Below are 5,505 nucleotides of genomic sequence, written 5' to 3'. Positions count from 1 at the left end.
TGATCTCTAATTTCCACTCGAGGGGGCGTTTCTGTATCAGGAGTTAGCGGTAAAGATGAAGATATACTGCGTTTCAATTCTGATAATTTAGGCAGTAACACCAGTGGAACTTGGTCTCTTGAATTCGACGGTAGTGATGTAGGGCTGACTAATAATCGTGAAGACATTGATGCTATCGGTATTAATGGAGAGCAACTACTTCTGTCTACAACTGGCAACTTTGCTGTAACTGATGTATCGGGAAAAAACAGAGATGTATTTATCTTTAATCCAAATACCCTGGGTTCTTCAACATCAGGTACATTTGAAGAGTTTTTTAGTGAATTGAGCAGTAGTAATATAAGTGGTGTTCATTTTCTAGGATAGATTTGATAGACATTTGTTATTAGAAAAGGCAGAGTGCAGGAGGCAGAAGGCAGAACGGAATTCTGATATCATGTCCGGTTGAATAGCGGATGAGGGGGTAGATCCTTATTCTCTAGACAAACGTTGTCTATCCCGAAATTCCGCTTTGGCTTTATCGTCCCAACCTGCATACTTGAGACAAGCTTCTCCTGCTTGATCATGCTGAACGAGGTCAGGATGAAATTGTAGTTGATTATATCCTTCTTTTAACAAATTTTGCCCATCTAAACCGAGCCACAAATGCAAGGTGTTGTCCTCACTGCTCTATAAAACTGATACAAACGCCACAGAATATGACAATCTGATAGCGAAGCTCCTCCGTAGGAGGCTGTTTACTTCCTGCTTCTACTGAGTCCGTCGGCGGTTACTCATCCACAGGCATTCACGATCGAGCCGACCGCATTTCTCAAATTTATACTTGCGTTTAAATCTCTATCTATCGACAGGCCACACTCTGGACAATCATAAGTCCTCTGATTTAAGGGCATATCTTGGACGTGACCACAGTTAGAACAAGTCTTTGAGGATGGAAAAAATCTATCCACCACTACCAGCTCTGAACCGTACCATTGGCACTTGTACCCAAGCTGTCTCCGAAATTCATAAAATCCTTGGTCTGCTATTAATTTAGCTAGCTTATGGTTAGCTAACATACCGCGAACATTCAAATCTTCAATGACAACAGTGCCGTGGTTTTTGGCTAAGTATGTTGTCAATTTATGAAGTGTGTCTTTACGGATGTTAGCGACTCTTCTATGCAATGCTGCTATCTTTAGTTGTGCTTTTTTCCAATTAGCTGAACCAATTTTTTTATTGCGGTTCAAGTATTGTAGTCTAGATAGCTTGCCTTCAAATTTCTTGTAAGACTTAGCTCCTTCAAATACTTCTCCTGTGCTTAAAGTCGCTAAAGTTTTTATTCCTAAATCTACACCCACAATTTCAGTTTTTTTAGGTATTGGAGTCGGAGTAAATTCGTAGCAATAACTTAAGTACCAATCGCCAGTTTGTCTACTAATAGTTATTTTTTTAGTTGTTGCCTCAATAGGTTCATAAGTTTTGACAATACCAATAAAAGGTAATTTGTGATTCCATCCATTTAATTCTATGGGTCTTCCAGAATTATCAATGGTAAAAGAATCAGACCGACCTTTTTTCTTAAATCTTGGATATTTACTTAACCCTTGAAAGAAGTTTTCAAATGCTTCACCCAAGTTGATAAAAGCATATTGATAGACTTTAGATGACAAGTTTTTCATCCAGGGATAAAGAGGTTTTGTGTGGTTGGTAAAAGTTTCTCTAAGCTTACGAATATTTGGTTTATAACCATCTTTATATGCCTGATTCCATAAACTTAAACCCCAGTTATAACACCATCTACTATAACCAGCGTGTTGAGCCATCAGGGTTTTCTGTTCGTTATTCAGTTTGAGCTTCGTTCTGATGGATTTCATGTATGCGTAAGTGCAACCTGTCAAATAGTAAGTAGCTTTTTAAGGTATTGTATCGTTATTGTTTAATGATCTTCTTGCAATTATCTTCTTGAGTGATGCAAGCTTTACTCCGAACTTGAACCTTTTGAGTAACCTTTCTTGCTTCTCTCGAAGTTGTTTCTCTTCTTTGGCAATGCGATCATAGAGTTCTTGACGTTGTTCCTCTTCTTTTGCGATGCGAACGCGAACTTCTTGACTAACCTTAATCAGTTCTTGTGCATCACTATTAAGTTGACCCTGCCAGGGATATTGATTGACATAATCCTCAGCATTAATTAATTTTGTCCCTTGCAGTAAAAAAGCCATTTCTTCTGGCTTCCCCTCCTGTTTCCACTCTTGAGCCGCCATTTCAATCTTACGCTTGATTCTAATTGCATCGCGGTTTTCACTCACCCAACTCCGCAATAGACTCCAGTGACGAATCAAAGCTTCATGTGCCACATCCACCACTGCTACTCTCTCTGCTCCTCCTCCTTTAGCTACTATTTCAGTCGTGACAACCAACTTTTCATCAGCCAACTTCTGAACTACAGTCTCAATCAGTTTTTCTCCATAACGCTGATTAACTAAATTCGGCTGCAATACTCTTCTGCGGGTATCCTCTGTACCTTCTCCCAATTGGGTTAGTTCTAGAAAAATATGTCGCACTGCTGCTTTTTCCTCTTCAGAAAATCCCTCATACACCTCATCAGCACGTTGACGCAATGTTCCCATCACACCACCTAATTGCACATAAGTCTTGAGCTGCAAACAATTATCGGTTCTTTCCTCCCACAACCGTGTCAGTGTATATTGTAACAATGGCAGATACCCTGGAGCATCCGCTACATCTGCCAGTATTTGTTCCACCAGTGCTGGCTCAATTTCCAATTCTACCTGTTTTGCTGGTTCGACTATTGCTTTTCTTAACTCCTCTTCGGACATTCCCATCACAACAACACTATGTTGCTGCATAAGTTGTGCCAGTCCACTATATTCCTGTTCAATACATTTACTAAAAAAATCTGCCCGCATTGTCAAGACTAAACAGAGTTTATCCGTTTTCGGTAAAGCATCAAACAAGCAGGCAAAAAACTCCTGACGTTCTGAGGTATCCTGACATAAAGTAAAAGCTTCTTCAAACTGATCTACTACCAGCACCAGTTTCGGTGTATCCGCCACAGAAATTATTTGTCTCAAACCTTCAGAACCCTTTTTTATCAATTCCTCAGCTTGAGCTAATTGGGTAGCGCGTTCAATATCGGATAACTCAGAATCTAAAAAAGCGAGTGCCAAAGAATTTAGGGGATGTTCGCCTGGTTGAAAGATTTTAATCTGCCAACTTTCACTACCGGATAACCGCCTTCCCAATTGTAACTGATATAATAATCCTGCCCTCACAACACTAGATTTACCACTACCGGAAGCACCCAAGACAGCCAGAAAATTACCAACACGCACCTTTTCTAATAATTCATCAGTTAGAGCTGTACGTCCATAGAAATATCTGGCATCCTCTTCTGTACAATCAAAATAAGCCAAACCTTTGTAAGGACAAATACCTTGTCCTGATGGAGCAGGGATATTAGTTACTCCTGCAAACCTATGGGCAAGATTAATAGGTTCCCCAGAATTACTAAAAGTCGGACGTTGAGGAAAAGCATTCTGTTCCTGATTAAGTAAATCAACTAAAGTATAATTAGTCACCCATCGGTCTTGTTTAGGTTCTAATCCTTTGATCAGTGCTGCCGTGAGAACCCCATGATTATTATTAACTTCCTCAAAAGCTTTTTCAAAAGCACGAGTAGCAGCAATAAAACACCTATCTCTTCCTTTACCTCTGTCTCCGGGGTCTGCTTCTGCAATATTTAGGACTTCTCCAGCATAACAGCAATCTAAAATAATAATCTGCTGCCGTACTTCACTTTCTTGTAGTAGTCGTCGCAGCCATTGTAAGGATAAACCCCAGTTACCCATGTCTTGGTTGACATCACTACTTGCCAAAAAACCTTGTGATATTCCCAGGTCTTCCCGTAGTCCATGGCCAGCAAAATATAGTAGGGCTGTATCTGGGGGTTTCCCATTTGGTTTAAATAATCTTACTATTGCTTCTTTTAACTGAGTTAGAGTGACCTTAGTTTTTTGACCAACACGAATGGTATTATTCTGTTTATTCTTAACCGCTGGAAGTCTGGTTACCTTAAAGTCTCCATAATTTTCTAGTAATTTGGCTACCGCTTCTGCATCTTGTGCAGGTGCAGTTAAATTATAACGTTCGTAGTTGTAGGTATTAATTCCAATTATTAAAGCATCTCGACTCATAACAAAAAGCTTTTTTTTAGATAAATGGTTACTCAAGAGGCATACAATAGTCTTATATGGAATCTGGCTGAAGAGTCGTCATTGCGACGATAGAAAGCAATCTCCGCGCACCCCTAAGATTGCTTCCTTCCACGGAGTGACCGTCGCAATGACTTGGGTATAGTGATTATTCGGATTCTATAATTACCATTATATTTTTGGTAAATACTTTAACTCAAATTATACTACATTATGACACAATTAACCCCAATTCAACTAGAAGACGGTACAACGATTTACGTTGAAGCTACAGAAGATTTGGACATTCCTACGGTAAACAGTCCAGAAAATTTAGCAGAAGAAGAAGGCGAAGAAGAAGCCCTCACAGACAGGGATATGAGTCCTGCTGAAAAGCTAAAACAGCAACTAATACAACACGCCCAAACAATTGAAAGTACGATCCGGGCTTATACTATTATTGGCTTAAATGCTTTTAAGAAAAAGAGAATACCTAATGTAGAGAAAGTGACCCTAGAATTCGGTATTGAATTGGGTGGAGAAGCTGGCATTCCGTATGTAACCAAAGGTACTGCTAAAAGTAATCTCAAGGTGACAGTTCAATGTTCGCTTCCTGAGCAAGTTGAAGAAACAACCTTATAACGGTTTTCAGAAAGATGGAACACACTCTTAAGAACAAAAACACTCGTAGGGAAGTTCCATCGAAGGTCTGATGAGTTAAGCGATCGCTATTTTAATTCCACTAACTCTATTTTAGGTTTTCCACCATATAGAACCCATTTGGGAGCTATTTAAAAATATATGGGGAGGGTGGGGAGATGGGGAGATGGGGAGATGGGGAGATGGGGGGATGGAGGGATAGGGAGATCGAGAAATATTTGGTAATGGTTGAAGATGGAGCATTTTTGAATGTTATATCATGTTCGCTGGTATCGAATGACACGGGAGCAAGATGCTCCCACTGCCGTAGGTAACAAAAATAATCACAATACACTCCCCCACTCCCCCACTCCCCCACTCCCCCACTCCCCTGGAATCGAATGACACGGGAGCAAGATGCTCCCACTGCCGTAGGTAACAAAAATAATCACAATACACTCCCCCACTCCCCTGGAATCGAATGACACGGGAGCAATATGCTCCCACTGCCGTAGGTAACAAAAATAATCACAATACACTCCCCCACTCCCCTACTCCCCTACTCCCCCACCCCCCTACTCCCCCCCCCCCCTACTCCTCCCCAAGCACTCAAACTGCCGCCACACAGCCACTACCGAATAAGACCCTCCTGCCTAACCCTCTCCCCGATGAG

Annotated in this window: 5 protein-coding genes; 2 read left to right on the top strand and 3 right to left on the bottom strand. The window is 40.9% G+C overall.

Features of this window, described 5'->3' with window-relative positions; all coding sequences use genetic code 11:
- Positions 1-471: 471 nt before the first annotated feature.
- From F6K54_RS39410 to F6K54_RS39400, 3 genes are all read right to left on the bottom strand, one after another.
- Positions 472-651: a hypothetical protein gene (locus F6K54_RS39410; protein ID WP_293089709.1), complete on the bottom strand. Its 180-nt coding sequence runs from the start codon at positions 649-651 to the stop codon at positions 472-474.
- 122 nt (positions 652-773) lie between these two features.
- Positions 774-1,856, bottom strand: a complete 1,083-nt coding sequence (locus tag F6K54_RS39405) for an RNA-guided endonuclease TnpB family protein (protein ID WP_293089707.1) — start codon at positions 1,854-1,856, stop codon at positions 774-776.
- 39 nt (positions 1,857-1,895) lie between these two features.
- Positions 1,896-4,196, bottom strand: coding sequence for a caspase family protein (locus tag F6K54_RS39400; protein ID WP_293089705.1), 2,301 nt, complete (start codon positions 4,194-4,196; stop codon positions 1,896-1,898).
- Positions 4,197-4,427: 231 nt separating this feature from the next.
- Between F6K54_RS39400 and F6K54_RS39395 the strand changes: the two genes are divergently transcribed.
- Complete coding sequence (locus F6K54_RS39395; RefSeq protein WP_293089703.1) at positions 4,428-4,835, top strand: CU044_2847 family protein; 408 nt, start codon at positions 4,428-4,430, stop codon at positions 4,833-4,835.
- A gap of 176 nt (positions 4,836-5,011) precedes the next feature.
- Positions 5,012-5,167, top strand: a complete 156-nt coding sequence (locus F6K54_RS39390) for a hypothetical protein (protein ID WP_293089701.1) — start codon at positions 5,012-5,014, stop codon at positions 5,165-5,167.
- Positions 5,168-5,505: the final 338 nt, after the last annotated feature.

Origin of the sequence: Okeania sp. SIO3B5, assembly GCF_010692555.1 — a bacterium.
Classification (GTDB): Bacteria; Cyanobacteriota; Cyanobacteriia; order Cyanobacteriales; family Microcoleaceae; genus Okeania.
This window is presented reverse-complemented; position numbering and strand designations above follow the sequence as displayed.

What these genes read in the sequence shown, in the direction of transcription:
- F6K54_RS39395 (WP_293089703.1), top strand. Translation starts at nt 4,428, where the DNA reads ATGACACAATTAACCCCAATTCAACTAGAAGACGGTACAACGATTTAC.
- F6K54_RS39400 (WP_293089705.1), bottom strand. Translation starts at nt 4,196, where the DNA reads ATGAGTCGAGATGCTTTAATAATTGGAATTAATACCTACAACTACGAA.
- F6K54_RS39405 (WP_293089707.1), bottom strand. Translation starts at nt 1,856, where the DNA reads ATGAAATCCATCAGAACGAAGCTCAAACTGAATAACGAACAGAAAACC.
- F6K54_RS39390 (WP_293089701.1), top strand. Translation starts at nt 5,012, where the DNA reads ATGGGGAGATGGGGAGATGGGGAGATGGGGGGATGGAGGGATAGGGAG.